Annotated in this window: 21 protein-coding genes; 11 read left to right on the top strand and 10 right to left on the bottom strand. The window is 67.2% G+C overall.

Features of this window, described 5'->3' with window-relative positions; translation table 11 throughout:
- Position 1: 1 nt before the first annotated feature.
- The 5 genes from EVU97_RS07200 to EVU97_RS07180 all read right to left on the bottom strand — a co-directional run bounded on the left by EVU97_RS07200 (position 2) and on the right by EVU97_RS07180 (position 8,050).
- On the bottom strand, positions 2–1,879 hold the full coding sequence (locus tag EVU97_RS07200) for an ABC transporter ATP-binding protein (protein ID WP_129664665.1): 1,878 nt from the start codon (positions 1,877–1,879) through the stop codon (positions 2–4).
- The gene (locus EVU97_RS07195; RefSeq protein ID WP_129664663.1) at positions 1,876–2,799 is read right to left on the bottom strand and encodes a glycosyltransferase family 2 protein; all 924 of its coding nucleotides are present in this window, start codon (positions 2,797–2,799) and stop codon (positions 1,876–1,878) included. The genes EVU97_RS07200 and EVU97_RS07195 overlap by 4 nt, the downstream gene beginning before the upstream one ends.
- Positions 2,796–4,937 (bottom strand): glycosyltransferase, encoded by a 2,142-nt coding sequence (locus tag EVU97_RS07190; RefSeq protein WP_129664661.1) that lies wholly within the window; start codon positions 4,935–4,937, stop codon positions 2,796–2,798. The genes EVU97_RS07195 and EVU97_RS07190 overlap by 4 nt, the downstream gene beginning before the upstream one ends.
- Positions 4,938–7,211 (bottom strand): N-acetylneuraminate synthase family protein, encoded by a 2,274-nt coding sequence (locus tag EVU97_RS07185; protein ID WP_129664659.1) that lies wholly within the window; start codon positions 7,209–7,211, stop codon positions 4,938–4,940. It lies immediately after the preceding gene.
- A 131-nt stretch (positions 7,212–7,342) separates the two neighbouring features.
- Positions 7,343–8,050: a cytidylyltransferase domain-containing protein gene (locus EVU97_RS07180; RefSeq protein ID WP_129664657.1), complete on the bottom strand. Its 708-nt coding sequence runs from the start codon at positions 8,048–8,050 to the stop codon at positions 7,343–7,345.
- A 22-nt stretch (positions 8,051–8,072) separates the two neighbouring features.
- Between EVU97_RS07180 and EVU97_RS07175 the strand changes: the two genes are divergently transcribed.
- Positions 8,073–9,050 (top strand): glycosyltransferase family 2 protein, encoded by a 978-nt coding sequence (locus tag EVU97_RS07175; RefSeq protein ID WP_129664656.1) that lies wholly within the window; start codon positions 8,073–8,075, stop codon positions 9,048–9,050.
- On the opposite strand, the gene EVU97_RS07170 is transcribed toward EVU97_RS07175, so the two are convergent.
- Positions 9,008–10,024, bottom strand: coding sequence for a hypothetical protein (locus tag EVU97_RS07170; RefSeq protein ID WP_129664654.1), 1,017 nt, complete (start codon positions 10,022–10,024; stop codon positions 9,008–9,010). The genes EVU97_RS07175 and EVU97_RS07170 overlap by 43 nt on opposite strands.
- Before the next feature lie 81 nt (positions 10,025–10,105).
- Here EVU97_RS07170 and EVU97_RS07165 point away from each other — a divergent pair, with 81 nt between their 5' ends.
- A complete protein-coding gene (locus EVU97_RS07165; RefSeq protein WP_047311834.1) occupies positions 10,106–11,128 on the top strand; it encodes a hypothetical protein in 1,023 nt (340 codons plus the stop codon).
- Positions 11,125–12,240, top strand: coding sequence for a glycosyltransferase (locus EVU97_RS07160; RefSeq protein WP_129664652.1), 1,116 nt, complete (start codon positions 11,125–11,127; stop codon positions 12,238–12,240). Before EVU97_RS07165 ends, EVU97_RS07160 begins: the two co-directional genes overlap by 4 nt.
- Positions 12,241–12,369: 129 nt before the next feature.
- Here the strand turns inward: EVU97_RS07160 and EVU97_RS07155 are convergent, their stop codons facing one another.
- Complete coding sequence (locus EVU97_RS07155) at positions 12,370–14,058, bottom strand: polysaccharide biosynthesis tyrosine autokinase (protein WP_129664650.1); 1,689 nt, start codon at positions 14,056–14,058, stop codon at positions 12,370–12,372.
- A 130-nt stretch (positions 14,059–14,188) separates the two neighbouring features.
- A complete protein-coding gene (locus EVU97_RS07150; protein WP_047311836.1) occupies positions 14,189–14,959 on the bottom strand; it encodes a DeoR/GlpR family DNA-binding transcription regulator in 771 nt (256 codons plus the stop codon).
- A gap of 137 nt (positions 14,960–15,096) precedes the next feature.
- Between EVU97_RS07150 and trpS the strand changes: the two genes are divergently transcribed.
- The 6 genes from trpS (at position 15,097) to EVU97_RS07120 (ending at position 21,393) form a co-directional block, all read left to right on the top strand.
- Positions 15,097–16,140 carry a tryptophan--tRNA ligase gene (gene trpS, locus EVU97_RS07145; protein ID WP_129664648.1) on the top strand — a complete coding sequence of 348 codons (1,044 nt, stop codon included), beginning with the start codon at positions 15,097–15,099 and terminating at the stop codon, positions 16,138–16,140.
- 11 nt (positions 16,141–16,151) lie between these two features.
- The gene (locus tag EVU97_RS07140) at positions 16,152–16,673 is read left to right on the top strand and encodes a 2'-5' RNA ligase family protein (RefSeq protein WP_129664646.1); all 522 of its coding nucleotides are present in this window, start codon (positions 16,152–16,154) and stop codon (positions 16,671–16,673) included.
- A 125-nt stretch (positions 16,674–16,798) separates the two neighbouring features.
- Positions 16,799–17,506 (top strand): succinate dehydrogenase cytochrome b subunit, encoded by a 708-nt coding sequence (locus EVU97_RS07135; protein ID WP_240730153.1) that lies wholly within the window; start codon positions 16,799–16,801, stop codon positions 17,504–17,506.
- Positions 17,507–17,539: 33 nt separating this feature from the next.
- Positions 17,540–19,585, top strand: coding sequence for a fumarate reductase/succinate dehydrogenase flavoprotein subunit (locus EVU97_RS07130; protein ID WP_129664642.1), 2,046 nt, complete (start codon positions 17,540–17,542; stop codon positions 19,583–19,585).
- Positions 19,582–20,322: a succinate dehydrogenase/fumarate reductase iron-sulfur subunit gene (locus EVU97_RS07125; protein WP_047311841.1), complete on the top strand. Its 741-nt coding sequence runs from the start codon at positions 19,582–19,584 to the stop codon at positions 20,320–20,322. Before EVU97_RS07130 ends, EVU97_RS07125 begins: the two co-directional genes overlap by 4 nt.
- Before the next feature lie 162 nt (positions 20,323–20,484).
- On the top strand, positions 20,485–21,393 hold the full coding sequence (locus EVU97_RS07120; RefSeq protein WP_047311842.1) for a glycosyltransferase family 2 protein: 909 nt from the start codon (positions 20,485–20,487) through the stop codon (positions 21,391–21,393).
- A gap of 15 nt (positions 21,394–21,408) precedes the next feature.
- Here EVU97_RS07120 and EVU97_RS07115 read toward each other — a convergent pair whose 3' ends face one another.
- A complete protein-coding gene (locus tag EVU97_RS07115) occupies positions 21,409–22,401 on the bottom strand; it encodes a glycosyltransferase family 1 protein (RefSeq protein WP_129664640.1) in 993 nt (330 codons plus the stop codon).
- A gap of 238 nt (positions 22,402–22,639) precedes the next feature.
- On the opposite strand from EVU97_RS07115, the gene EVU97_RS07110 reads away from it, so the two are divergent.
- Positions 22,640–23,494 carry an alpha-1,2-fucosyltransferase gene (locus tag EVU97_RS07110; RefSeq protein WP_129664638.1) on the top strand — a complete coding sequence of 285 codons (855 nt, stop codon included), beginning with the start codon at positions 22,640–22,642 and terminating at the stop codon, positions 23,492–23,494.
- A gap of 419 nt (positions 23,495–23,913) precedes the next feature.
- Here the strand turns inward: EVU97_RS07110 and EVU97_RS07105 are convergent, their stop codons facing one another.
- The gene (locus EVU97_RS07105; protein WP_129664636.1) at positions 23,914–25,044 is read right to left on the bottom strand and encodes a glycosyltransferase family 1 protein; all 1,131 of its coding nucleotides are present in this window, start codon (positions 25,042–25,044) and stop codon (positions 23,914–23,916) included.
- A 147-nt stretch (positions 25,045–25,191) separates the two neighbouring features.
- Here EVU97_RS07105 and EVU97_RS07100 point away from each other — a divergent pair, with 147 nt between their 5' ends.
- The gene (locus EVU97_RS07100; RefSeq protein WP_129664634.1) at positions 25,192–26,298 is read left to right on the top strand and encodes a mannose-1-phosphate guanylyltransferase; all 1,107 of its coding nucleotides are present in this window, start codon (positions 25,192–25,194) and stop codon (positions 26,296–26,298) included.
- Positions 26,299–26,318: the final 20 nt, after the last annotated feature.

The raw sequence follows: 26,318 nt of genomic DNA, 5'->3' as shown, positions 1-26,318 counted from the left end.
CCTACGAGGTGGAGGCGCTGTCGTCGCGCGCGCCGTTACCGTCGAGATTGCCCAGAGCGACGAGTCGCGCGAACTCGGGCGAGGCCTCCACGACCTCCCGGAAGGTTCCGAGCGCGGCGACCCGCCCCTCGCTGAGGAAGGCCAGGGCATCGACATCGCGCACCGTCGACAGGCGGTGCGCCACGAGGATCGTGGTGATGTGTCCGTGCAGAGCGGAAAGCGTGGCCGTGATCTGGTGTTCCGTTTCGTTGTCGAGAGCGGAGGTGGCTTCGTCGAGCACGAGGACCTGCGGGTCACGGTACAAGGCACGGGCGATGCCGATGCGCTGGCGCTGACCGCCCGAGAGGCGCGTACCGCGTTCGCCGACGAGCGTCTCCAAGCCCTCGGGCAAGCTGTCGAGCAGGCCACCGAGGGCCGCACGCTCGAGACACTCGCGCACCTTCGCCTCGTCACGTTCCTCCGCCGTAAGGCCGAAGGCCACGTTGCCCGCCAACGTCGAATCGGTGATGTAGACGTCCTGAGGGACATAAGCGACGATGTCGTGCCACGCGTCACCTGCCGTGTCGGTCGGCACGTCGTTGAACGTCACCGTCCCCGAGGTGGGGGTGATGAGGCCGAGGATGATGTCGACGAGAGTCGTCTTGCCCGAACCACTGATACCGCACAGGGCGAGGGACGAGCCGGAAGGCACTCGCAACGAGATGTGGGAAAGGACATCGGCGTCACCGTCGGGGTAGCGGAAGCTCACGTCATGCACCGCGATGGCTCCACCTCCCCGGGCCATGGCCGGGGCAGAGCCTTGACGTCGGGGAGCCCGCGCGACGCCGTCGTCGAGGCTCCGCAGCGAGTCGACGGTGATGGCGAGACCCTCTCTGCCCACACGGATGAAGCCGAAAGTCGCGGTCAGAGCGACCATGAGCGGCAACATCTTGACCGTCGCCGCGACGAAGAGACTCATCGTCGGCATCGCCTGATCCGCAGAACCGGTGAGGATCGTGACCACGATGAAGGTTGTGAGTCCCACCATCGTCACGAGTTCGAGGACGTACTTCGGCAGCGTCGAGTAGTAGTTGGCCCGCATCGATGCCTCTGCGGTTCGGCGGTTCGCGACGTCGAACTTGTCGACGAAGTACCCGCGGGCGTTGTGGAGAACAGCCTCGCGGAAGCCGTGCATCGCATCGACGAGAGCGTGGCTGCTCACCCAGGAGGTGTGCTGGGCTTCCTTGCCCGCTCTGCGGTTCGCGGGTCCGAGAAGACGCTGAAGGAGGAGAACCGCGGTACCGAAGTAGAGCACGGCGACCAGCGTCGGCACAGGGGAGACCACGAGCAAGAGCACCACGATGAGGACGATGGACAGCAACGAGCTCAGGGCGGACAGGAACCCGCCGAGAACACGCGCGTGAGCGTCGGTGACGGCGGTCCCGACGTTCCGGATGAGCTCACCCGTGTTGCGGCGACGGTGCGTGAGGAAGCTTTCCGACATGTAGGCACCGAGAAGCCGACGAGCAGTCTGTGTCTGCAGCCGGGCCACGTACCGCGCGCTCCACCACGTGAGCCAGAGGGCCAGCACGGCCTTCAGGACGAAGGTCGCGATCATCCCGCCGGCCAGGAGGAGCACGAAGGTGTGCTGGGAAGGCTTGCCGAGCAGCGAATGCAGGGCGCCGAGGGTTCCTTCGTCGAGGGGCGCTCCCATCATGATCTGCATGAGTGGGAGGATCGCCGCGACGCCGAGGAGGTCCATCGCTGCGAGCACGAACTGTACGAGGCCGGTGAGGACGAAGCGTCGTCGATCGGCAGGGGTGAACGTGCCGAGGAGGTAGCGAACGTCCTGGATCATCGAGCGCTTTGCCGGGGTTGCCGGGCCTGTTGCCGAGGTCATGTTCGGTCCTGACCCGAGCGGTAGCCGGACGCCCCGGCAGCCTCGACCGTCAGGGCGACCAGCTTGCGGCCGATGCTGTTCGGCAGCGGGCCGATGAGGCGGTCGACAGCCTCGGCGATGACGGGCGTGGTGGTGGGTGTCATCGTTCGCGACGCAGCGACGACGGCCGCGTTCCACGGCGAGGAGAGTGCCCGCAGGGACGAGCCGGACGACCCTTGCCCGTGAAGGCGGTCGAAGGTGTGGCGGGCTTTGCCCGACATCAGAGCACGGTTCGCGCGAGCGACGGTGTTCACCGACGCCATGTGGTGACGCACTTCTGCGTCGGGCACCAGTTCGATCGGAAGCCCGAGACTGTGGAGCCGGTAACCGAAATCCACGTCCTCCCAACCGTATCCCCGATAGCGCGTGTCGAAACCGCCGAGCTCGGCAAAGGTCTCGCGCCGCACGGACGTGTTACCGCCCCACAGTTTCCAGCGCTCGTCCGGCGCGGTGGCATAGGCGTCGCGTCGGCTGCGCTCGTCGGCGTCACGTCCGTAGACACGCATGTACGCATTCTCGGGCGCGATGTTGAGGGGCAGGCCGATGGCACCACAGACGTGTGCTTCGTGGGCAGCCACGTGGGCTGCGACATGGCCGGGGGCCGGCTCGAAATCGTCGTCACACCGGATGAGCACATCACCTTCGGCTGCCTCGAAGCCGGCGTTGAGCGCGGAAACGCGTCCCCGGTTCTCCGGAAGCACGACGGCACGCAGCGGCAGGTCGCCGTAACGCTCGACGACGGCCGCCGAGTCGTCGATGTCGCCGTCGATGACGACGAGGGCCTCCCAATCGGTGTGGGTCTGGTGGCGAAGGGCGTCGAAGAGGATGGGTAGCCGCTGGGCGCCACCGCGTGTGGGGATGACGAGGGAGGCGCTGGTCATGAGCGCTGCACCTCCCCGAGAACGGAGTCCAAGAGCACGGAGAGGCGTGTTCGCCCGGCTTCGGGTGAGTAGCGCTCAAACCACCGAACGTAAGAGCTTTCGGTCACCGACGTTCCATCTGTTCCCAACGCGCGAACGAGTGCATCCGCCAGTGCATCGGGGTTCCCGGCGCGGGCGACGAACGGGTAGTCGGCGCCGACAACCTCAGGCAGGGCGCCCGCGTCGGAGACGACGAACGGGCACCGCGCGGCCATGGCTTCCGCAGCGACGAGACCGAACGTCTCTTCCCAAACCGAGGGGAATACGGCCAAGTCGACCTCACTGAAGAACGTTGCCCGATCCATCCAGCCGCGTCGTTCGACGCGGTCACCGAGTCGGTTGAGGCTGGCTTCGATGCGTGCTGCCGTTGCTCTGTCCACGAAGCGCGCCTCCCCGGCGACGAGTAGCCGGACATCATGGCCGTCAGCGATCACCTTTTCGACCGCTTCGGCGAGCACGCCCACGCCCTTGTCATCGGACAGGCGCCCGAGGTAGCCGATGACGCGAGGAACCCGGGGTGGCGTTGTACGGACCACCTCAACTGGCGCGACCCAGTTCTCGAGGACCTTCGAGCCTGGCAGCCGTTCGGCCACGAAGTGGGACGGCACGATTGTCGCGAGTGCTCCGTGCCGCGCGGCACGGGCAGCCAACGCTGTCTTCCCTGCGGGCAGTTGGTGAAGGTGGACCACACGGCGGGGGAGGCCGGCCGTGGCGAACGCCGGTCGAAGGCCGTTGCACCAGAGGAGGTTCGCGTCATGCTGACGCGCCCACGAACGAAGATTTTGGGCGTACGAGCGGGCGCCCTCGCCCCTGATGGGCTCGACCACGAAGCCGGCCGCGCGGGCCGTGTCGGCGACCTTGGACGGAGTCGCGGGTGCGGCGACGGTGACGTCGTGACCCAACTCTCGGGCGGCTTCCGCGATGGCGAGGAGCATGACTTCGCCACCGCCGATTTCGCCCTGGTTGGACAGCAGCGCGATGCGGCGCCCGCCGGGAGGGGGATCGCTCGGAAGTTTCTTGCTCTGAAGGCCCGCGTAGACCTGCAGAACCTGATCCGCCATCTCTCGGACCGTCGGGATGGATTCCGGAAGACAGGGACGCCGCGACAGATCGAGACCCTGCTCGACGACGGCATCGACCATCGCCGTGTCGTCATCGAGGGAAGCGAGCGCGTGCCCGGGGAGGATCTCGGGATTGCCACCGATGTTGCTCGCCACGACGCCCATGCCTGCGGCCACGGCGTCGAGCAGCGTGTAGGAGAGATTGTCGGCTCGCGAAGGCTGGAGCAGAACGTCGTGCTCCGCCATCGCACGGTTCGCGTCGATGAATCCGGCGAAGGTCGTGGCGTGGTCGACGCCCAGCTTGCGGGCGCAAGCGCGAAGCTCGTTCTCGAGGGGCCCGGTACCGCCGATCGTCAGCGTCGCTTCGGGGTGCTTCGCGAGGACGCCGGCGAAGACACGCAGCGTCATCTCGAGGTTCTTCTCACGGTCGAGCCGAGTGAGCGACAGCAGCCGCAGGCCGGGTCGGCGCTCGAGCACGGCGTCAGGCCGGTCGACGCCGTTTTTGACGACCGTGATGGGCACGCTCGGCTTCCAGTAGCGCAGCATGTCACGCTTCGTCGAGTCGCTCACCGCGAGAAGGTGGGTGAAGCGTCGGATACGCGCGTGGTGCGCCATCTGGCGGGTGACGGCCTTCGTTCGCGAACTGTGAAGGGCCGAAGGGTCCTCGGGAATGTGGTGCTCGGTCGACACGAGAGTCACCGGCATGCCGACAGTCGCCATGGCGGAAAGGAAGTCCGCCTTGGCCAGGTGCGAGTGCACGATCGTCGGCGAAAGCTTGCCGATGATGTCGCGCAGGTCAGCCACGGCCCGGTTAACCGGCTGGTCGACCTCGAACGGCACGACAGGGCAGCCGAGCGCGCGCAACTCATCGAGCAAAGGCCCCTCCGGCGCTGCGACGACGAGCCGCCATCCCGGCAATCCAGCGCGAGCGGTGTCGATGATGTGCCTGGCCACCCCGGCGAGGTTGGAGACCGGGGCGATCCACAGCGCCAACGGTTCCACGTGGCCGCTGGCCGTGGGGGGAGGGCCGTCAGTCATTCAGAACCACGTCTCCAGGCGCTCGAGCGCCGTCCAGAAGCCTTCGCCGTTGTTGACGTGACCCTGCCAGATCTCGGGGATGAACGGCACGCCCGGCGCGAGGCGGTCCAGCTGCTGCGCCGTGGTGGGCCAGTCGATCTCGCCGTCACCGATCTGGGGGCCTTCGCCGTCAACGCCCTCGGCGTCGACGATGTGCAGGTGCTCCGTCAGGGGCGCGAGCTTCTCGAGGTACTCGCTGAACGGCTTGCGCGTGAAGTTCGCCGCGAGCTTCGAGTGCGACAGGTCGAACGTGAGGCGTCGGCCGAACTGCTCGCAGAACCACACGGTGTCGTCGACGTCCATGAACAGGTTGTGGTGCTGCTGGCCGCCCATGAGCCACGGGTACGGCGGCAAGGTCTGCGCGGTGAGGCGCACGCCGTCGTCGTCGATGCGCTCGAGCGCCTGCGCGATGCGTTCGTACTTCGCCGTGCGTGCCTCGGGAGCGTCGAAGGCGTCCCGCGTGAAGCCGCCCATCGTGCAGATGACGACCGGCTCGTCCGTGCCGTCGAACCAGCGACCGAGGTCGCGGGTGATCCCGACGACCTTCTGCACCTCGTGGATCGAGCGCTCCCACACCTGATCGTCGCTGCTCGCGAGGTCGATGATGAAGTCGCCTGCGTACAGGTCGGGGCAGTGGACGGTGTGGAACATGCCCGTGAACTTCGAGCCGAACAGTTCGCCGATGGCCCGCTCGTCCATCTCGACGTCGCGGTAGGACAGGTGGAACTCGAGGAAGTCCGGGTTCGTCGCGCGCTCGCCAGTGCCGAGCAGCTTGCGCGCGTCGTGGTAGCGCACAGGCAGGCCCCACGGGCGGTTGAACGAGTACGCCCGCCCCTCGGCGACGGCGTCCGTCAGATCCGTGGCGTAGAAGAAGTCGCCTTCTTCGATCGGACGACGCAGGGTGCGCCCGACGAGCTCCTCGAGGCGGTTGGGCTGCAATCCGCGCCCCGGCGCCTTGATGCTCACCGCGTCACGCGTGATCTGTTCGCCGGCCGACAGCGGGCGCGTGGCGACGAGCGACTTCGCGAGGTTCGCGCGGTTCATTAGCTCGCCCGTCGAGACGGCGCGCGTCTCGCCGTTACCGAGCGCGAGTTCCACCTCGCGGATGCGGGCCACCATCTCGGCGAACTCCTCGGGAAGCAGCGAGACCTGGTGGTCGTTGCCCTCGAGCGTCTTGTCGATCGTGAAGTGCTTCTCGATGACGTGTGCGCCGCGCGCCACCGCCGCGATCGGCACGTGGATGCCGCGCTCGTGACCCGAGTACCCGACCGGGCACTCACCGAGTTCGGCGAGGCGATCCATGTAGCGCAGGTGGACGTCCTTGTACGGCGCCGGGTAGGTCGACTGGCACTGCAGGAGCACGAACTGCGCGCCCGCGCGCTGCAGCACTGAGACGCTCGCGGCGATCTCGTCCTCGGTCGACATGCCTGTGGACACCAGCAAAGGCAGATGCTTCGCCGCGCAGGCGCGGAGCAAGGTGTGGTTCGTGAGGTCGGCGCTCGCGATCTTGAGTGCCGGCAGACCGTAGTCGGCGAGCACCTCGAGCGACGGCTCGTCCCAAGGCGTGCAGAACGCATCGATGTCGACGCTCTTGCAGTGATCGAGCACCTCGATCATCTGCTCGGGCGTGAGGGAGTACTTGGCCAGCAGGTTCATCGTGTACTGCGGGCCGAGATCCTCGCCGGCGCTGGAGGCGACGTCTCCCTGGCGATAGAGCGTGGAGAGGTCACGCAGTTGGAACTTCACCGCGTCGGCACCGGATTCCTTGGCGAGGTCGACGAGTCGCTTCGCCAGGTCCACGTCGCCCTGGTGGTTGTTGCCGATCTCGGCGATGACGAGCGAAGGGTGACCCTCGCCCACGACGTGCCGCCCGATACGCATCGGGCCGGCGTCCTCACGCGCCACCCCAATGACATGACCGCGCTCGTCGACCAGGGGAACGATCTCGACGCCCGGCCGGAAGGCCGCAGCGATGTGATCGGCTTCGGAACCGTAGGCGACCTTGACGCAGTCGGGGTTCATGGCGTCCGACACAGGACGCTGAAGGTCGATGGGGGAGGCCTGTGTCACCCACCGGCGGAAGTCACCGTCGGAGAAGGAGCCGATGAGGATGCCTCGGCTGTCGACACAGAAGGCGATGCCCGCCTTGTTCTCGCCGATCTTGTTGAGCGACGCCAGGATGGTTTCCTGGCCCGCCACCACGAAGGGCCCGGTGAGGCGGTCGATCGTCGTCATACTTCTCCAAGCGTCGGGTTTCCTGCGCGCGATGCGCGACATTGATCCGCGAGCATCCCGAGGTGCATTCTACCGAGCGTCCTAGCGCTGCATGACCACGACGGCGGGGAGCCGAATCGGCTTCGCGCCGTTCAGAGTTCGGGAACGCTTCGTTCTTCCGCTGCGCGGCGGAGGAGGTGCTCGGCGACGACGAAGTCCTCCTCAGCATCGATGTCGATACCTTCGAGCGGATCCATGACGAACAACTCGATGCGGCCGCCGAGACGGTTGTGGTGGCGCTCGTAGATCTCTGTCCGTGTGAGATAGAGCGAGCCCGTTTCGCGGTACCGCATCTGCTCCGGCGTGATGTCCTGACGCCGGGGGCGAGCCTCGTACGGATAATGCGCCCGCACTGCCGGCGCGCCGCTCCACAGGAAGATCTCCGCCGGAACGACGCCCACCATCGAGTCGGCGCCTGAGGCCGCGAACTCCGTCAGGCAGCGCTCCAACGTTCCGGCCAGACGCAGGGGAGAGGTGGCCTGGAGGAACATCACCTGTTCCGGCTTGCGCCCCTCCTCGCGCGTCACGACGTCGATGGCGTGCTCGATGACGGGCTCGGAGGCGGTGTCGTCCTGTGCCAGCTCATCGGGACGCTCGATGATGCGCGCCCCAGCCGCCCGGGAGACCGCAGCGATCTCGTCATCCTCGGTGGAGACGTAGGGCACGACACCGGGCGTCGCGAGGGCCTGCTCGATCGTCCAGGCGATGAGCGGCTTGCCCTGCAGCGGCTTGACGTTCTTGCGCAGGACGCCCTTGGATCCGCCCCGTGCGGGGATCACTGCGGGGGTGAACTCAGGCATTCGGCAAGGATAAGTTAGGCGCATGTCACGCCCGACCGAACGCGCGCAACCACCCCGCCTCTCGGTCGTCATCGCCTTCCACGAGGCTCACGCGACCTTGCCTCTCCAGCTGGAGGCCCTGTGCGCTCAGGTGGAGGCTCCGGCCTTCGACGTCGTCGTCGTCGACAACCGCTCGAGCCGGTCGCCCGAGTCGATCGTGGCCGAATGGCGTCGCAATGGCCTCGATGTGCGCGTCGTCGAGGCGCATCGTGCGCAGGGCACCTCCTATGCGCGCAACGTCGGGGTCTCGGCCACTGGGGGTGACGTGATCGTCTTCGTCGACGCCGACGACTGCGTCGGGCCGCACTTCCTTCGTTCGGCCGTCGACGCACTGCACACCGTCCCGGTCGTCGACGGTGTCGTGCGTCCTGTTCCCGCTGCCGAGTTCGACCGGGGACGAGAACACCTGTGGCATCTCTTGGACGCTGGCTCCGACCCGGCCCTGACGATCGATGCCGCCGATCACGACTACCCGATTCTCATGGGCGGTGCGTGTGCGATGACCCGCCAGGTCTTCCTCGAGCTGGAGGGGTTCGACCAGACGTTCTTCCCCGGCGCTGAGGACAACGACCTCGCACTTCGCATCGTCCGCAGTGGTCGCGCGATCGCGCGCCACTCCGGCATGGCTCTGGCCGAGCGGCGACGGGCCTCCGACGGCGCCGCGTTCAAGCGTGCCTACGACGCCGGGCGCATGCACATCGCGCTGTGCGCGCGCCACGCGCTGTGGTCGGCGTCGCCACATCTGCGCGACCCCAACTGGTTCATCGACCTCTCGAAGATGCCGGCCCTCGCCGCCAGGGCTGCACTGCCGGGAACCGACGGTGAGGTCCGACGCGCGGTGGCCTCCCGCACCGGGCTGCGTCTCGGCCAGGCCGTCGGCATGCTGACCTTTCGCGTGCTCCGCCGACCGGTCACGCCTCAGCTCGGCGTCGGCCTCGACGACGGCGTGAGCAGCCAGTAACGCTCTCGTGTCGGGAGATGCCTCGCGGCGAGCAGACGGCCGGCGGTGTCCATCACCGGCATCTGGGACGTGTATGCGCGCAGGCGGGCGAACTTGGCGTCGGTGTCGACCTGCTCGCTCCAGGGCGTGGCGACGAGGTCGCGACTGTCGCAGAGTTCTGCAACGGCGTCGTCCGCGGAGCCGTGCCACAGGTACGGCAGCTCCTCGTAGAGCACGACCTGCGTGTCGGGGCGCTCCGCCGCGAGGGCCAGGGCGAGGTCGCGCAGCGCGAGATGGTCGGGGTTCGGCGCCAGGCGGCCCCCCGCGGTCGCGCGGCGACGACGGAGCGTGTACTCGGCGTGCAGAGCCCGTCCCGCCAGGGCGAGAGGCAATCGGCCAACCGTCCGCGCCGCTGACCTCACGGGGCGCGTCGCGCCGGCGCCGCGTGCCTGTGCCGTCCCCGCCGTCGTCGGCTCGAGGCGTGGGTTCTCCTCGCCGTTGCCGTTGCTGCCGACCGGGGCGGCGACACTCAAGCGTCTGCGGCCGACGCGTCGCTGCAGACCAGCCCACGGAGCATCGGGCACCTCGACGCCGGCGCCGGCAGGCGCCAGGAGGACCGCGTCCCGCGCCTGCGTGTCCAGCCATTCCTCGATCTGGGCTCGAACCTCGCCCAGCTGCCTGGCTCGCACGTCGCGCTCGACATACGCGCCGTCCCAGGCGTCGAGCCGGCGAACGCGCGCGGGCGTTCCCGCAAACGCTGCGATGTCCTCCGCAAGCCTGGCGGCCATCGTGGCGTCCGAGTCGGGGAAGCCGCACGCTACGTCCCAATCCGTCGTGCGCGGCGGATTGGGGCGACCGGCGAACACCGTCCACACGTCGCACGGGGGGCCGAGCACGAAGGTGCTCGCGCTGAGAAGGGCATCGTCGAGGTGCGGCGAAAGAACGAGCGTCGGGGCCTCGAGGAGGACGCCTGGGCGCGACGGCGGCAGAATCACGCGTTCAGTATGCGGGTGCGGTCCGCGTCACGTCCGAACTGGGCGGTAGTGCCGACGTCCGTTGGGGCTTAAAATGCCCGGGTGACCCTGCAACACGAGGACCTGCACGAGTGGCGCAGGTGGTCCGATTCTCAGCGCCGCGCCGAACGCGGAATGCGACGTCTGAAAAATACGGCACGGCCATCCAACTCTTCGGGTGGTCTCGCGGCGCGCCTGTATCTCCCCGATGATCCGCGCGTTCTCGTCGTCCTCGACAGGTCGACCCCGAGTTATGACCCCGCAATTCGAGAGCCGTTGCGTTTCCTCGATCCCAGCACGACGGCATGTCTGGCCCCCGCGGGCATCGAGATCCCTGCGGCCTACGCGGGTGAGGACCTCGACTTCACGACTGCGGACATGCTGCCAAAAACGATTCGAGCCGTGGCCTCCCTCGGTGCGTACCTGCCCCTCAGCGAGCAGATCCAGACCTGGGCGCTCGAGCGAGATGTCCCGTTCTTCCTCGTTCAGCACGGCCTGCTCACGCCCTGGTCGCCACCAGCCTCTACGGGCGCTCGGGTTCTGGCGTGGTGCGACGCCGACGCCGAGGTGTGGACCCATCGGCGCCCCGACGTGACCGTCGACGTCGTCGGCTCCGAACTGCTCTGGCAGGCAGCGGCCGCACCGACCCTTGATGTCGTGGACGAACGTCCCGTCGTCCTGGGCCAGCTGCACGGCACCGAGTTGGGGCGGCGTGAGGCCCTCGCCACCTACCTTCGCTTCGCCCGCGAGGTCGAGAGCGACTACCGCCCGCACCCGAACGAGAAGGACCTCGTCTCGCGAGCGCTCCATCGCGTCATGCGCCAGCGCGGCGTGACGTTCGAGACGAGTGGGCTCCCGCTCGTCGAGATGCGCCGCCCGGTCGTCTCGATCTTCTCGACGGGCACTCTCGAGGCCGCCACGCGCGGCCTCCCCGCCTGGGTGACGCACCCGAACCCACCGACGTGGGTGCGTGACTGCTGGGCACGATATGACCTTGCAGAGTGGGGGGAACCACCGACGACAGGCTGGCAGCAGCCGAAGGTGCAGCCGGCGGCTGCCGTGGCTGCAGCCTTGGAGGCCGTATGACCAACCCTCGTATAGCGATCGCGCACGACTACATCACCCAGCGCGGGGGAGCGGAGCGTGTCGTGCTCGCTCTCACGCGGATGTTCCCCGATGCGGTTCTTTACACGACGCTCTACAACGCCGAGACGACGTATCCGGAGTTTCGTGACGTCACGATCGTCACGTCGCCCCTGAACCGCATCCGGTTCCTGCGCACTCACCACCGCGCGGCGCTGCCGTTGCTCGCGTGGGCATCGAGTCGCGTCCGCGTCGACGCGGACGTCCTCGTGGCCTCCTCGAGCGGTTGGGCGCACGGCTTCCGGACCACGGGGCAGAAGCTCGTTTACTGCCACTCGCCGGCCCGTTGGCTCTACCGCCGCGACGACTACCTCGGTGCCGACGCCCATCGCTCCCTCATCGGGTGGATCCTCGCGGCTCTCACCCCGGCGCTGTCGCGTTGGGACAAGCGCGCCGCTGCCGGCGCTGATCGGTACCTGGCGAACTCGACGGTCATCGCGGAGCGAATCAAGAATGCCTACGGCTTCGACGCCGAGGTGGTCTTCCCGCCCTTCGGCGTGAGCCCGGACGGGCTGCTGGAGCCGCTTCCTGACATCGAGGAGTGGGTGGCCGACGGGTATTACCTGGTTGTCTCGCGCCTCATGCCCTACAAGAACGTCGACCAGGCCATCGAGGCCGTACGCGAACGTGACCACAAACTCCTCATCGTCGGCGCCGGGCCGCTCGACGCGCAGTTGCAGGCGCAGGCCCCCGACAACGTCCGCATCGTCTCCAACGTGGGAGACCGTCAGCTGCGCTGGGCCTACCGGCACGCGCGCGCGGTTATCGCGCCGTCCTTCGAGGACTTCGGGCTCACGCCCCTCGAAGCCGGGGTCTTCGGTAAGCCCGTCGCGGCGCTCCGCGCCGGCGGCTACCTCGACAGCGTCGTCGAAGGACGATCCGGGGTGTTCTTCGACGAAGCGCGTGCGGCCGACATCGCCAGAGCGCTCAACGAGATCGAGGCCCACGACTGGGACGCCGACGAGATCATCGACCATGCGGCCAGCTTCGGTGAGGCGCACTTCCACGCGAAGCTCGACGCCGTCATCGACGAGATGATGAACGAACGCGGGTAAGGCACGAGCTGAGACCAACATCCCGAGCCGGCACGGTGGGGCCGACAACAGGGGCCCTGAAACTGAAGGAGCGGACACCGGTTCGGTGTCCGCTCCCTCAATTCATGATGACGCTCGGCGCAGAACTGGTCACTCGCCGAGATCCGCTCGACGTCGGGCGCGGCGGGTGCGGGGCCCCTGGGGGCTGGGTGCCTCCCCGGACTGCCGACCATGCGGAGCGACATTCGGCCCGGACGCCTCGGAGGCTCCCGCTCGGGAAGGGGCGCTCGGAGCGCGAACCGCAGTCGCGGGCTCAGGTGGCGTCGGGGCCTGAGGAGCAGGCTGCCTCAGACGTGCAGCGTCCTCCTTGCCCGGCAGATCCGCGGACGATCGTCCCTCCGTCAGAGTCAGGTCGCGAACCTCGGGGGACGGGGTGGGCGCCGTGGCCGCCGAAGGATCCTCGCTGCTGCCGTAGCCGTAACCGTAAGTGGCGCCGCCGTAGTTGCCGGCGCCGTAGCCGTAGATCGTGCTGCCCATCTGCTTGGGCGGGGTCATGTTGAGGATGGAGCCGTAGTAGTGCGCGCCGACCTGCTCGAGAATCTTGGCGCACAGTCCGACCTGCTCGCGGTGCGTGCGGCCGTGCTGGTACACGACGGCGGCACCGTCGGCGGCGACGGCGAGGAGGCCGGCGTCGGTGACGGGTAGTAGCGGGGGAGCATCGAGCACGACGAAGTACTCCTCGCCCAGGGCTTCGATGACCGCGCTCATACGGCGCGAACCGAGCAGTTCCGAGGGGTTCGGGGGCACGCGGCCGGAGGTGATCACGGCGAGGTTCTTGTGGTCGCCCTGCTGGATCGCCGATGCGAGCGGCGCCTGGCCGGTGAGCACTTCGGTGAGACCGACCAGGTTCTCGAGGTCGAACGTCTCGTGGACGGTGGGACGACGAAGGTCGGTGTCGACGAGCACCACGCTCTGGCCGGCTGCGGAGAGCACACGTGCCAGGTTGGCCGCGACCGTCGATTTACCTTCGCTCTGCATGGCCGATGTGATGACGAGTGAGCGCGGTGGCCGTTCGGTGGAGATGTACCGCAGGTTCGTGCGCAGCATGCGGAATGCCTCGGCCGTCGTACCGAGTTCACCGAGCCCACCACGACGCCTCGACTGGAGCGTCGGCGCCTTCGGGATGACGCCGAGCACACCGGAGCCCGTGAGCTTTTCGACCTCGCTCGTGTGGCGGATGCGCGAGTCGAGTTGCTTACGCAGAACGACGAGGACGATCCCGGCAAGCAGACCGATGGCAGCGCCTGCCATGAGGTTGCGCATCCAGTTCGGTGACGACGGTGCAGACGGGCGAGCAGCCGCCGTCAGGGGGAAGACACGGTAGACCGATGTCTTGGCCTCCGTGCCGACCGTCTCGAGGTACTTGGCCTCGTCGGCGAGCGCTGTGCGGGCCAGGTCAGCGGCGCGTTGAGCCTTGGCGGGCGTCGCCGCGGACGCGGTCAAGGTGAGGGTCGCAGACCCCTCGCTGGAGGCTCCGACCACCGAGAACTCGCCGGCGCGCAGGCTGCCCTTCGACTCCTCGGCGATACGGTTCGCCACACCCGAACTGCTCGCGAGCTGTGCGTAGTAGCCGGCGCGGCCCGTCGACAGCTGCTGCGACAGCACGGCGGAATTGGCGTCGATCGAGTTTCCCGCGATGACCTGTGCCGTTGAGCTGGCGGAATAGAGCGTCGGGCGCGTCAGGGTGTAACCCGCAGCGAGCAGCGTGCCGATCAAGGCAGCGAGAGCGAGCAGTTTGAGGTTGGCGCGCATGATGCGCACGAGATCAAGGGCAGTCACACGAGCTCCTGGTGCCGCGGGCGCTGCCGCCGGCGAGGTGAAGAGTCATACATACCCGCTCAGGATAAACGGGTTGAACCGCCGCTGAGGCCGCCGTCCAGCCGCACGAAGTGCGGCGCCACGTAGCGGATCACTGGGCGACGATGAGTTGCCCGACCTTGTCGCTCACGAGACGACGAGCCTCGACGTCCAACTCGGCGTCCGTGACGAGGACGTCCACCTGGTCGAGCGAACCGACGGTGCACAGGCCGATCACGCCCCACTTCGAGTGGTCGGCCACGACGATGATGCGCTTGGCCGCCGCGATGAGCAGGCGGTTCGTCTCGGCTTCGAGGAGGTTCGGGGTGGTGAGGCCGGCGTCGAGATCGATGCCGTGGATGCCGAGGATGAGGGTGTCGACGTGCATGTCCGCCAGCACTCGGTTGGCCACGGGGCCGGCGAGAGCATCCGAGGGAGTACGCACACCGCCGGTGAGAACGACGGTCTGGTCCTCACGCGAGGGGTCGTAGAGGAGCTCGGCGACCCGAGGCGAGTTCGTCACGACGGTGAGTCGTTTGACCGGGCGCAGCTCGACGGCGACGGCATAGGCGGTCGTTCCGGCGCTCACCGCGACGGTCTGCCCGTGGCCGATGAGGCTCGCCGCAGTGCGGGCGATCTCGGACTTCTGGACGGGATTCATCGCCGACTTCACGGAGAAGCCCGGTTCGTCGATCGTGTGGTCACCGATCGCGGTGGCGCCGCCGTGCACCTTGAGGACGAGGCCCTTGCCGGCGAGGAACTCGATGTCGCGGCGCACCGTCATGTCGGAGACGCCGAGCTTCTCGACGAGTTCACTGACGCGGACGCCACCGTCGTCCTCAATGCCGCGCAGGATGGCTTCTTGGCGTTGGCGTGCCAGCATGCGACCTCCTCGTGCCCCTGGAACCGGGGGTGACCCAACAGATCCCAACATAGTCGAACGCCCGGCGATCCGCCCGCACACCGTTGCCGACACTGCTCGGATGCGACAGCGCTCACGGCGAGTGTCAGAATGGCGCCATGTCCGAGAACACCTCGCCCCTCGTGGCGGGCCAGGAGCGCCCGCACATCCTGTCCGGAATGCAGCCCACGTCAGATTCGCTGCACCTCGGTAACTACCTCGGGGCGCAGGTCAACTGGGTGACGTTGCAGCAGAACTACACTCCGTACTTCTGTGTCGTCGACCTTCACGCCCTCACGGTCAACCCCGATCCGACGCAGCTGCGTGAGCGCACCTACGCGACGGCGGCGCAGTACCTCGCCGGTGGAATCGACCCCGAACGTTCCGCCGTCTTCGTCCAGAGCCACGTCCGTGAGCACGCAGAGCTCGCCTGGGTGCTCAACTGCATCACCGGCTTCGGCGAAGCCGGGCGCATGACGCAGTTCAAGGACAAGGCCGGCAAGCGCGGCCAGGAGAACACGAGCGTCGGCCTGTTCACCTACCCCGTGCTCATGGCCGCCGACATCCTGCTCTACGACGCGCAGGCCGTGCCGGTGGGGGAGGACCAGCGTCAGCACCTCGAGCTCACGCGCAACCTGGCGCAGCGCTTCAACTCGCGCTTCGGTGAGACCTTCGTCGTGCCGGAGCCGTACATCCCCGAGGGCACGGCCAAGGTGATGTCGCTGCAGGATCCGACGAAGAAGATGAGCAAGTCGGACGAGGACCCCAAGGCCTCGATCAGCATGCTCGACGAGCCGAAGGTCAACCTCAAGAAGATCAAGTCCGCGGTGACCGACCTCGACAACAACGTGGCGTTCGACCCGGAGAACAAGCCGGGCATCGCCAACCTCCTGCGCATCCACTCGGCGCTCTCGGGCGAGAGCATCGACGTCCTCGTCGAGCGCTTCGCCGGTGAGAACAAGTACGGCGCACTCAAGGGTGAGGTCGCCGACGTGGTCACGTCGGTGCAGGGCCCGTTCCGCGAGCGTTACCTCACGTACATGGATGACCGCGCGGAGCTCGACCGTGTGCTCGCGCAGGGCGCCGAGCGCGCACGTGAGGTTGCCTCGGCCACGCTCGCCAGGGCGTACGACGCAGTCGGGCTCGTCCCGGCAGCCCGCTGAGGAGCGAGGTCGTGAAGACCGTCGGCGTCTCGATCGCCGTCCCGGAGCCCTACTTCTCGGCGCTGCAGCAGATGCGCCGGGACGTTGGCGACCCGCAGGCCGACGCAGTCCCGCCGCACGTCACGCTCATGCCCCCGACGGACCTGGGGGAGCAGGGCGAAACGACCCTCGAGGCGCTCTCGGCCCACCTGCGTGACGTGGCTGCGCGCACCGAGCCGTTCGAGATGATCCTTCGTGGCACGGGCACGTTCCGGCCCGTCTCCCCGGTGGTCTTCGTCCAACTCGCGCAGGGCGTCAGCAGTTGCGAGCTGCTCGAAGCCGCAGTGCGCAGCGGCCCTGTCGAGCGTCCACTCGAGTTCCGCTACCACCCGCACGTCACGATCGCCCACCACCTCGACGAGGACGCCCTGGACCGGGCGTTCGAGGAGAACAAGCACTTCGAAGCGAGCTTCGTCGTCGACGCTTTCCACCTCTACCTGCAGGACGAGGACGGCGTGTGGGCCCCGGTGGAGCGATTCGCCCTCGAGGGCTGATCCACTCCCAGGGCTCTTTCAGCCTCTTCGTGGCTCACTCACCGATCAGTGGAATGGGTCACAATTTGCTTGCGGTGGGAACCCCGGCCGTCCCCGGCGTGTTTCAGGGGCGTAAAGTGCCCTGCGTGGCAACGAATACTCTCCCCGCGAAGCGGACCGGCAAGGCTGGGAGCACCATCTTCCTGAAGACCCTCATGGCGGGTTCGGGAATCTTCTTTGTGCTCTTCGTCCTCGGGCATATGTACGGCAACCTCAAGCTCCTCGTGGGCGAGAGCGCGTTCAACGAATACGCCCATCACCTGCGCACGATCGGTGAGCCGATGCTCCCGCACCGTGGCGCACTCATCCTCGCCGAGGTGCTCCTCGTGCTCGCGCTCGTCGCGCACGTGTACTCGGCTGTCAAGCTCTGGCAGCGCTCGGGCAAGGCCCGTTCGCAGCGGTACGCCGTGAAGAAGCCCGGCGTGGGCGGCATCGAGGGCATCTCCGCGCCGACGATGCGCTGGGGCGGGCTCTTCCTCCTGCTGTTCGTGGTCTTCCACCTCATCCAGTTCACCCTCCCCAAGGTGAACTTCGACGGTGGCACGACCGAGAACCCCTACCGACTCGTGCACGACAGCTTCCAGCTGTGGTGGGTCGCCCTCATCTACGTCCTCGCGATGGTGGCCCTCGGCATGCACCTCATGCACGGCATCTGGAGCGCCTCGCAGACGCTGGGCCTCACGGGCACCCCGTCGGCTCGCAAGAACGCGAAGCTCGTGTCGCACGCCGTTGCGGCGATCGTCGTCATCGGCTTCCTGATTCCGCCGCTTGCCATCCTCTTCGGCATCATCTGAGCTAGGAGAGACACGAGAAACATGAGTACTCCCATGGATGAGCAGACCACCACTTCGGCCAAGCGCAACGACGCTTCCGCCTTCTTCACCGAGGGCGCGCCGATCCGCGACACCAAGGCGCCGGACGTCGACATCGCGCAGATGTGGACCCAGCACAAGTTCACGAACAAGCTGGTCAACCCGGCCAACCGCCGCAAGCTGAACGTCATCATCGTCGGCACCGGCCTCGCCGGTGCGTCGGCCGCCGCCACGATGGGTGAGGCCGGCTACAACATCAAGACGTTCTTCTACCAGGACTCGGCCCGTCGCGCGCACTCCATCGCCGCGCAGGGGGGCATCAACGCCGCGAAGAACTACAACGACGACGGTGACTCCACGTACCGCCTCTTCTACGACACGGTCAAGGGTGGCGACTACCGTAGCCGCGAGACCAACGTCTACCGCCTCGCCGAGGTGAGCACGAACATCATCGACCAGTGCGTCGCCCAGGGTGTTCCGTTCGCCCGCGAGTACGGCGGTCTGCTCGACAACCGTTCGTTCGGTGGTGTGCAGGTGGCGCGTACGTTCTACGCCGCGGGCCAGACCGGCCAGCAGCTGCTCATCGGTGCCTACCAGGCCATGGAGCGCCAGGTGGCCAAGGGCACGGTCAAGGAGTACAAGCGCCACGAGATGCTCGAGGTCATCATCAAGGACGGTCGTGCGCGCGGCATCGTGGCGCGCGACATGGTCACCGGTGAGATCGAGACGCACCTGGCCGACGTCGTCGTGCTCGCCACGGGCGGCTACGGCAACGTCTTCTTCCTGTCGACCAACGCGATGGGCTGCAACATCACGGCTCCGTGGCGCGCGCACCGCAAGGGCGCCTACTTCGGCAACCCCTGCTACACGCAGATCCACCCCACCTGCATCCCCGTCTCCGGCGACCACCAGTCGAAGCTGACGCTGATGTCGGAGTCGCTGCGTAACGACGGTCGCATCTGGGTGCCGAAGAACGAAGCCGACTGCGACAAGGACCCGCGCGACATCCCCGAGGACGCGCGCGACTACTACCTCGAGCGCATCTACCCGGCCTTCGGAAACCTCGTGCCGCGTGACATCGCGTCGCGTCAGGCGAAGAACATGTGCGACGAGGGCCGCGGCGTCGGCCCGCTCGTCGACGAGGTCGACGAGCACGGCAACAAGCGCCAGATGCGACGCGGTGTGTACCTCGACTTCACGGCTGCCATGGAGCGCATGGGCGAGGCCGCCGTCAAGGAGAAGTACGGCAACCTGTTCGACATGTACGCGCGGATCACGGGTGAGGACCCGTACAAGACGCCGATGCGTATCTACCCGGCCGTGCACTACACGATGGGTGGCCTGTGGGTCGACTACGACCTGCAGACGTCGATCACCGGCCTGTACTGCACGGGTGAGGCTAACTTCTCCGACCACGGTGCCAACCGTCTCGGTGCGAGCTCGCTCATGCAGTGCCTCGCGGACGGCTACTTCGTCCTGCCGAACACGATCCGCAACTACCTCGCCGACGGCCCGTTCGAGCCGATCACGGACGACGACCCGGCCGTGCTCGAGGCCCGTCGCGCCGTCGAGGACCGCATCCAGAAGTTCCTCTCCATCAACGGTGAGCGCACGGTCGACAGCTTCCACAAGGAGCTCGGTCGCATCATGTGGGAGTACTGCGGCATGGAGCGCACGGAGGAGGGTCTGACGAAGGCCATCGGCCTCATCCGCGACCTCAAGAAGGAGTTCTGGAGCAACGTCAAGGTGCTCGGCACGGCCGACACCCTCAACCAGTCGCTCGAGAAGGCCGGCCGCGTGGCCGACTTCCTCGAGCTGGGCGAACTCATGTGCATCGACGCGCTGCACCGCCGCGAATCCTGTGGTGGTCACTTCCGCGCCGAGAGCCAGACCGAGGACGGAGAGGCACTGCGTCACGACGACGAGTTCGCCTACGTCGCGGCCTGGGAGTACGCGGGTATGGACGGGGAAGACTCCGACGGAGCCCCCCAGCACCCCGTGCTGCACAAGGAAGACCTCGTCTACAAGTTCATCGAACTGAAGCAGCGGAGCTACAAGTGAACCTCACTCTCAAGATCTGGCGTCAGGACAACGCAGCTACCGCCGGGCGTTTCGAGACCTACAAGGTTTCGGACATCAGCGAGGACATGTCGTTCCTCGAGATGCTCGACGTGCTCAACGAGCAGCTGCAGGCCGAGGGCACGGAGCCGATCGCGTTCGACTCCGACTGCCGCGAAGGCATCTGTGGCATGTGCGGAATGATGATCTCGGGTATGGCCCACGGCCCCGAGGTCACCACGACGTGCCAGTTGCACATGCGCTCGTTCAGCGACGGCGAGGAAATCACCATCGAGCCGTGGCGCGCCGACGCGTTCCCGGTCGTGCGTGACCTCGTCGTCGACCGCAGCGCCTTCGACCGCATCATTCAGGCCGGTGGCTACATCTCGGTCAACACCGGTGCTGCCCCCGAGGCGCACTCGGTGCCCGTGCCGAAGCCGCAGGCGGACCGCGCGTTCGACACCGCGAAGTGCATCGGCTGTGGCGCGTGCGTCGCGGCCTGCCCGAACGCATCGGGAATGCTCTTCATGGGTGCCAAGATCACGCACCTGGGCGAGCTGCCGCAGGGCCAGCCCGAGCGCGACGCCCGCGTCGTGTCGATGGTCAACCAGCACGACCACGAGGGCTTCGGCGGTTGCACGAACATCGGAGAGTGCGCCGCGGCGTGCCCGAAGGAGATTCCGCTCGACGTCATCAGCCAGCTGAACAAGGACTTCCGTTCGGCCAAGGTTCGCCACTGACCTAGTCGTAGGAATCCTCGGCCCTGCGCCCGCATCGGTGGGCGCAGGGCCGACTTCTTTCCCTGTGGCGCCGACGAAGGCAAATAGCGCTCACGTGCCTCGATGTAGGGCTGAGGACTGATCTTGGAGGAAACTGTGTCCCACAGTTCGCACGAGGTTCCCGTGGAACTCACTGTCGTCATGTGCGTCTACAACGGTGCCGCAACGATCGAGGCGCAGTTGGACGCTCTGGCGCAGCAGGTAGTCGATTTCGCGTGGGAAGTCGTGGTGTCGGACAACGGCTCCACGGACCGCACTCGTTCGCTGGTCGAAGCGCGCACCGAGGGTTTCCCCGCTCCGCTAAGGGTGGTTGACTCCGGAGCGCGGCGCGGACTTCCCGGCGCGCGTAACCTCGGAGTCATCGCCAGCCGCGGTCGGCTGATCGCCTTCTGCGACTGCGACGATGTTGTCGGCCCGAACTGGCTCCAAGGCGCCTTCGACGGTCTTCAGTCGTTCGATCTGGTGGGAGGTCCGACCCGTCGCTTGGATGACCCCTTCAGGGAAGATTCAGCATTCGTCAGTGCTACGGGCACCTATCCGAGTCAGCTGGGCCTGGCCATCCGAGGGTGCAACTTCGGTGTCACACGCCGTACGTACTTCGGATGCGGAGGTTTCGACGAAGCGCTACCCGCGTACGGAATGGACGACATCGAATTCAGCTACCGTGCCGCGAGAAGCGGCGCGTGCGTAGGTTCGGCGCCGGGGATGCTCCTGTACTTCCGCGAGACGGAAAACGCGCGGGATCAGCTGCGGAAGATGTATCGGTCGGCCATGGCTGAACTCCTCGTCTGGTACCGATTCCCAGAAGACTTCGCTGAGCGTCTGCCGTTGCGGAATCTGATGCGTGAGCTCGCACTGTTCGTCCCTGAGCACATCGCTCTGGCACGACGAGGCGAGCTTCCGGCGCCACGCGCACTGGTTCGGGAACTGGTCAATCGCGTGGGGCGCGTTGCGGCCCATGTGGCATGGGTGCGCGACGGCGAGGTGCCGCAACCACGTTTGCTCGACCCATCAGACGATCGGCCGTCCTAGTAGGACGTCGGGTAACTACCGAGCCTGCGCGAGCGCAGTCTCGATTCGCCGGGTGATGTCGTCCCAGGAGAACTTCTTCGACCGTTCGAGGCCAGCGCTCACCAAGCGGTGGTGAAGGCTCTTGTCGCGGACCACCTTGTCGAGGGCGGCAGCAATTGCTTCGGGGTCCAACGGGTCAACGAGGAGCCCCGCGTCGCCCACTACCTCGGGGAGCGAGGTAGTCTCCGACGCCACCACCGCGGTGCCACAGGCCATCGCTTCGATGGCAGGAATCCCGAACCCCTCGTAGAGGGACGGCAAGACCGCCACTAGAGCGCCACGGTAGTAGGACGCCAGTTCCTCGTCCTGGATACCTCCGGTGAACAGCACACGATCAGTGACGCCGAACGCGACGGCTGCGCGCACCGTAGCTTCGTCGGCCTCCCCGCTGAGGTACAGGTGAACGTCCCGCTCTTGCATGCGTGCGAGGGCCTCGACAAGCCGGGGCGAATTCTTGTGGGGCTTCGAGTTGCGCACGTAGAGGACGTAGGGGTGCCCGGCTGAGTGTGTCGGACCCTTCCTGCTGAAGGCGTCCGCGACGGCGTTCCCGGTCACCACTACGCGTTCAGGGTCAACACCGCTCCACTCCACGAGCCGCTCCTTGGAGAAGTGCGAAACGGTGAAGGTGACAGCGTTGCGGCGCACAGTCGGCTTCACGATGTACTCGTAGTACGCCCTCTTGGCGCTGCTGGATTCTTCGGCGATGTCCAGGTGAATGAGGTCGTGAACGGTCACAGCCTGAGGCCCCCGCCAGGAAACGGACGGGGTGAAGCTCGGTGACAGCAGGAACTCGTCTCTGCGTCGCAGGCCGGAGCACGCGGTCCGCGCTTCCCAGGCCGCGATTCCGGTAGCGCTGACGGGGTCCCCCGGTGCGCTCATGTCCTCGACCGGCTGGGCGAACCGAGATCTCGTTTCATGGGCGTACCGGCCGATTCCGAAGGCCCCTTTCCATCGGGAGTCGAAGTGCATCGGGGCTCCAAACGGTCGGTGCTCCACTGGGTGTGAGCGGCTGGGGTGCAGGCCGACCAGTCTAGTTCGTCTGGCGAGCGGCGGCGTGAAGGACGAAGCGGGCTAGTGCGCGCCGGTCAACTTTAGGTGATCGAGTGTTTCGTCTAACGTATCTTCTTGCGCCGCAACGTGTTTGGGTATCACGTCCAAGATAGCGGCGCGGTCAGGACGTCGCCGACATGATTGTGGGGGTTGCCACATGGGAGACCGCATCCGGGCCAAAGCGCTCAAGACCGTTCGGAGGGGGCGCCCCGTGGCCTGGGTGCCGGACTGGATGAATCTGGGAAACCTGCTGTTCGTCGGGCTGTGGGCGTCCAAGGGGCCGGCTGCGGGGGAGGACCGGCACGTACTCCTGCACGAATCGCGTCGTCCCGCGCTCGATCTCTTCCCTGCATTGCGCGACGCGTACTTCATCGGTGAGAAGGACGTGCGGTTCACGGACCAGCGCGTGACGCCCTGGTGGCCCGCACCGAAGACCCAACCTCCGCACTTCGACGACGATGCACTGGCCCCCTACATCCGCGACCACCTGATGCCCGGATCGGGTCTCGACGCCCGGCCGCGGGGTCTGTCTGCGGGGGACTTCGTCGTCAACGTGCGGCGCGGTGACTACTTCTCGGTCGAAGCTCATCGCCGAGAGTTCGGTATGGACACGAGGAGCTACGTCCTGCAGGCGGTGACGGAATCCATCGAGCGCTTCGGTGCCCCTGATCGCTTCGTCTTCGTGTCGGACGATGTCGACTGGTGCTCCACGCACCTGAGTGCCTTGGCGGACATCGCCCCCACCACGGCCGGCGGTGGTGACGTCCAGCAGGACCTGCGCGCGATCGTTCACGCTCCCCGTCTGCTCATCACGAACTCGACGTTCTCTTACTGGGGCGGCTACATCGGTGACGCTCTGAATCCTGGTCGAGAAGTCGTGACGCCCTGGCTGTTCAGCCGTGGCACGAACGGCGGCCGTTCCTACCATCACCGGCCCCACTGGCACCTCGTGGAGGACATCCCCGGCGGGTGGGGTGTGCCCGCAACAGCTGCCGTGCCTACCGGCGTGTGATTCGCGCCCGAGCGGCCGGTGATCGGCGAGCGGGTTGGCGCTCTCTCTGCCTGGTAGGTCGTTCGGGGTGGTGACAGTTGGTGTGTCGATGCATTCTCGCCGCGGACCTCGATACGTTGCTTTCGGCGTTGGGCCCGCCCCGTGGGCCGGCTCGATCCGCCCGATTCAGCGCCTTCGCGACCGCGAAAGCCGACAGCCAAGGAGGAACCCATGGCCAGCGACAAGCAGATTCGTGACCCGCACGCCGACGACCTGTTGACGCCCGAGAACTCGGCCGTCATCTTCGCAGGCATCCTGTTCGAGGTCGGCGAGCCGGACGCCTGACGCCCGACTCCATGACTGCCGAAGGGCGCGCGGGGCGACACGTCTCGTCGCGCCCTTCGGCGTCGGTGGTGGGGCCGCGGAAACTCGGCGCGAGGTCAGGCCGCGCGGGCCCACGCGGGGCGGGTGACGTGGCCGTAGTAGTCGAGCAGCTTGTTCGTCATGCCAGCCCAGGAGCGGTCGGCCATCTTGCGGACTGCGGAGGCGCCCATGCGCTCGCGCATCGCCTCGTCGGCGACGAGCGAGCCGACGCTGCGGCGCAGCGCGCCGGGCGTGCTCGGGTCGAAGAGTAGGCCGGTCACGCCGGGCTTGACGATGTCGAGCGGCCCGCCGGCCGCTGGCGCCACGACGGGCAGCCCGCTCGCCATCGCCTCCTGCAGCGTCTGACCGAAGGTTTCCTTCGTGCCGGTGTGGACGAAGACGTCGAAGCTCGCATAGCTGCGCGCCAGAGTCGCACCCTCCTGGCGACCGAGGAAGTGGGCACCTGGCAGGAGCCGTTCGAGGTCGTCGCGATCAGGGCCCTCACCGACGATGGCGATGCTGATGCCCGGCAGGCCGGCGATCTCCTCGAGACGGTGCAGTTCCTTCTCCGGTGCGAGTCGACCCACGTAACCCACGATCACCTCGCCGTTGGGCGCGAGTCGTTCACGCAGGGCGAGCACCTGGGGGTCGGTCTTGAGCGTGGCGTCGAACTGCGCCGTGTCGACCCCGCGACCCCACAGGGCAACGCGCGGTACGCCGTGTTCTGCCAACTCGGCAGTGGCTGCGCTGCTCGGCGCGAGCGTCAGATCCGCCAACGAGTGGAGGTGACGCACCCAGCGCCACGACGTGCGGTGCGCGAAGTCGCCCAGCACGCCACCGTGCTGGGCGACGTAGCTCGGCATGTCCGTCTGGTAGATCGCCACACTCGGGATCGCGAGGTTGCGTGCAGCGGCGAGCGCGCGGGCGCCGAGCCCGAACGGCGAGGCGGCGTGAACGACATCAGGTGCGAACTGCAGCAGGATCTGCTCGAGTTGCTTCGTCGGCAAGCCCACGCGGAACGCGCGGACGGTGACGCTCGGCACCGTCTTCACGGCGAACCCGAGATAGTTCGACGGCGCAGGGCCGGGGCACACGACGAGCACCTCGTGGCCACCCTGAGCAGCGAGGCAGTCGAGCACCCGGCAGACACTCGTGGTGACGCCGTTGAGGGTGGGAAGGAACGACTCGGTCACGATGGCGATGCGCACATGCTCATGACAGCCCTGTGACGTGGCGCGTGCTTGGCGAAGGGATGAACGATGAGCGCACCGGAAGGTGATCGGCACGTGAACCCGCCTGAGCTCATCGGTAGGCCTGAAGCGGGGTTCTATGCCGAGTCCATTACCGTTAGGCCCATGCACGAAGCGCAGCACGGTCCGATTCCAGGTTTCTGGGGCGTCATTCCTGCCGGGGGCTCCGGCACGCGCCTGTGGCCGCTCTCGCGGGCCAACTCGCCCAAGTTCCTGCACGACCTCACGGGCTCGGGTCGCTCGCTCCTTCAGGGCACGGTCGACCGCCTCAAGCCGCTGTGCGGCAACAACCTGCTCATCGTGACCGGTGCGGCGCACGCCGAGGCCGTGCGCGAGCAACTCAGCGAACTCGGTGACGACGACCTGCTCGTCGAGCCCAGCCCGCGCGAATCGATGCCCGCCATCGGGCTCGCCGCGGCCATCCTCGCCCAGCGCGACCCCGACGCGGTTCTCGGCTCGTTCGCCGCCGACCAGGTCGTCGGCGGCACCGACATCTTCGAGGCCACCGTGCGCCAAGCCGTCGAGGTGGCGCGCCACGACTACCTCGTCACCGTCGCCATCAAGCCCACCTACCCGTCCACCGGATTCGGCTACATCCGGGCGGGCGCGAACCTGCGCATCGAAGGCGCCCCCGACGCGACGATCGTCAAGGCCTTCGTCGAGAAGCCCGACGGCCCCACGGCGCAGGCGTACGTCGCCGTCGGCGAGTACTCCTGGAACGCCGGCATGTTCGTCGTTAAGGCCGCAACGCTCATGCAGATGATCGAGGATTACCAGCCCCGCCTGGCCGAGTACCTGCGGATCATCGCCGCCAACCCCTTCCGTCTCGCCGAGCTGTGGCCGCGCCTGACGAAGATCGCCATCGACAACGCCATCGCCGAGCCCGCCGCCGTCGACGGTCGCGTTGCCACCGTTCCGGGAGATTTCTCCTGGGACGATGTCGGCGACTTCGCGTCCCTCGCGTCGCTGCTCGTCGAATCGGCGGATGCGCCCGGCGTCAAGGTGCTCGGTGAGAGCGAACTCGTCGTCATGCAGGACGCGACGGGCGTCGTGGCTCCACGCTCCGGTCGAACCGTCGTCGCCATGGGCCTCGAGGACGTCGTCGTCGTCGACACCGTCGACGCCGTGCTCGTCACCACCCGCGAGCGGGCGCAGGACGTCAAGCAGGTCGTCGAACAGCTCAAACTGACGGGCCGCGAAGACCTCACCTGATCCACCGAGTGGAGCCACAC

The sequence above is a fragment of the Dermacoccus sp. 147Ba genome (genome assembly GCF_004151355.1).
Lineage (GTDB): Bacteria > Actinomycetota > Actinomycetes > Actinomycetales > Dermatophilaceae > Dermacoccus > Dermacoccus abyssi.
This window is presented reverse-complemented; position numbering and strand designations above follow the sequence as displayed.